Origin of the sequence: Tenacibaculum finnmarkense (assembly GCF_900239185.1) — a bacterium.
Lineage (GTDB): Bacteria > Bacteroidota > Bacteroidia > Flavobacteriales > Flavobacteriaceae > Polaribacter > Polaribacter finnmarkensis.
Genome location: NZ_OENA01000042.1, coordinates 1 through 2403 on the forward strand (window position 1 = coordinate 1; position 2403 = coordinate 2403).

At 28.8% G+C, this 2403-nt stretch carries 2 protein-coding genes; both read right to left on the minus strand.

All coding sequences use genetic code 11. The features are described from left to right. Positions 1 to 76: 76 nt before the first annotated feature. Entirely contained in the window at positions 77 to 445 is a 369-nt protein-coding gene (locus AQ1689_RS05340; RefSeq protein WP_101955418.1) for a hypothetical protein, read from the minus strand. Continuing rightward, the gene (locus tag AQ1689_RS05345; protein WP_101955419.1) at positions 445 to 1749 is read right to left on the minus strand and encodes a hypothetical protein; all 1305 of its coding nucleotides are present in this window, start codon (positions 1747 to 1749) and stop codon (positions 445 to 447) included. Before AQ1689_RS05345 ends, AQ1689_RS05340 begins: the two co-directional genes overlap by 1 nt. Positions 1750 to 2403 lie beyond the last annotated feature (654 nt).

Consider the following 2403-nt stretch of genomic DNA (forward strand, 5'->3'; position numbering starts at 1 on the left):
AGCTCAAAAAACTAATTTATAGAATTATGAGCCTAGAATAATAATGTATAAACTTAATCAAGAAAAGAGTTGTTTTTTAGCTCAGTTCTTTGTTAGGCAACGTTATTTGTTTAATTTCTTTCATAAAAAGAGTATCAGATCGTTGTCTTAAAAAAAGAGAAATAGTCCCGTGTCCTCTATTATAATAAACAGTCTCCAAAGAATCCGTAACATACCCTTCTTTTATAAAAATTAAATCATCAACAAAGGTTAAACTTCTTGGTTTCAATAAGAAATATCCATTTTTTTTGGTGTAGACATATTTTGTAGAATCCCTTCGTTCATAAACCTTTACATTAGACAAGGGTTCTTTTTTTAAGTTAAATACATAACCTCTATAGTTCTCGCTTAGTTTTTCTTTACAACCCGTAGCTATAAATAAAATAATAATTAATAGTTTTTTCATTAGTTTAATTCTAATTTAGTTAACCATAAAAGCCCTAATAAATCTTTTTCAGAGAGAATTACTCTTTTATAATAGTCATAAGGGTAAAAATCATCTGCGTATTTCATTAAGTCAATTTCTTTACTGCCTGTTGGGTACTTTGTACCTTTAACAGGGTCTTGTATAATTACACTTGGATGAGAAGTTCCTTTATGGGTGTATGAATGATATTTACCTTTTAATTCAACCAATAATTGATGTCCAATTTCATGAGCAGCGGTTTCTTTAAAATATTGAACGGCATCTGATGGGATTCTATAATCCCATTTTTTGTTTTTTAGGTAGCCTTCTTTGTAATATAATTTTCTTGAAGCAAACCAATTATGAGAACGATTAAACGTACCATTTTCTGAATTCGTAAAATATATTATCTCAGGAGCCACCATACCTTGTTCATCCTGTTTACAGCTTAGATATACTTCGTATAATTCTTTATTTATATAGACACCTTTACCTATGTTTTTACTATTTCTTTCCCAATACTTCTCTATACCGTTTAAAGCTAATTGCTTTAAAGCATCGAAATTATTGTTTTTATTTCTTTTCTTTAAAATAGGGTCTTTAGGATCTATATCTTTTTCAGGTATTTTATCCCAAGGACAATGTTTAGTTATAGGAGCATAACTACCACTACCTGTTTCATAACAATCTTTTTCAGTTCCTTTTTCTCCACCATCTTTAAGGTTTATACGAAGCGTAACATCAATACGTTTGCTGTTTTTGTCTATTTTTGTGTCAACCCAATTTACTTCTTTGCATTCAAAATAAAATTCATCACTATCTACTGTTTTTTCAACACTTTCTATTTTTCCTTTTAAACGTGCTTTTAGTTTGCCATTAGTAAAAAGCGAACTATCATAAATACCATTACTATCAAAACCATCCCATTTAAAAGAATATTTCCCTATTGGGTAGTTCATTGGTGCTTCTTCTTCTATATTCTCTTTTTTTGTATTTGTTCCTTTTGCTATAATTATAACTTCATCTAATGTTTGTTTTTCAGAATAAACAGTATATATTACTTTGTCATCGAGGAGTACTTCTACACTGAATTCATCTATACCGTGTTCTAGAATTTCAATTTCAAACTCTATGAATTGACTTTCTGTATCTCCATTAAAATTAGAAATCCCGAGAGGAACAATAGTATTTTGTTCTCTTATAGGTTTAATTTTTAATTCGAAATTAGGAAGTAATGTTAGTGTCGCACTTTTCGATTCTGCCCCTGGAAAACTGGCTGTTGCTTTTAGTTTTATAATTTTCATAGTGATGAATTTTTAATGTTGCCTAACGTTTTATATATGGTTTGTTGCGTATTTCGAGCAACTAATTTAGTAAATAAAAACGGAATAGAAAATCCCATAAGGATTTTCGTAAGTAGGTTCGCACTAGCAATAAATTATATATTTTGTTAACCACAGTTCTTGTATTTTCTTTCCTTTTTTGTCCAGATTCGGCTCGATAAAAATTTCTGTTTTTTCAATCTTATTTATGAGGAAATCATATTCGAAAGTTGTTTTAAATTCCGCTATTTGTATTAAAATCAGTGGATTTGTTTCCTAAGATATCAATTCCGATATTAAAGTAAACATTATTTAATCGACTATTTTTTCTGCAATTTTCAGACTGTATAATACAATTCTAATAAGTCAATTCTTAGGTTTCTCTATTAAGAATCAGTTTTATAAATCCCGCATATGTTATTTCAGTTTTAAGATTCTTCAAAATCCACGTTCCTATATTCAGATTTTACGATATCACGAGCTGTTTCCGCTTCTGAATTATCCACAAAAAAGCGCTTCTTATTTCTCTTTTTTGATCAATTTTTTGTATTGTCCTGAAATAGGTTGACCTTTTTTTTGAATTTATAAGGTTAATAATTCCAGATTTTTTTTATTTCTTCGATACGATTTATATTC

Excerpts from the sequence above, each read along its gene's own strand:
- AQ1689_RS05340 (WP_101955418.1), bottom strand. The coding sequence starts at position 445 with ATGAAAAAACTATTAATTATTATTTTATTTATAGCTACGGGTTGTAAA.
- AQ1689_RS05345 (WP_101955419.1), bottom strand. The coding sequence starts at position 1,749 with ATGAAAATTATAAAACTAAAAGCAACAGCCAGTTTTCCAGGGGCAGAA.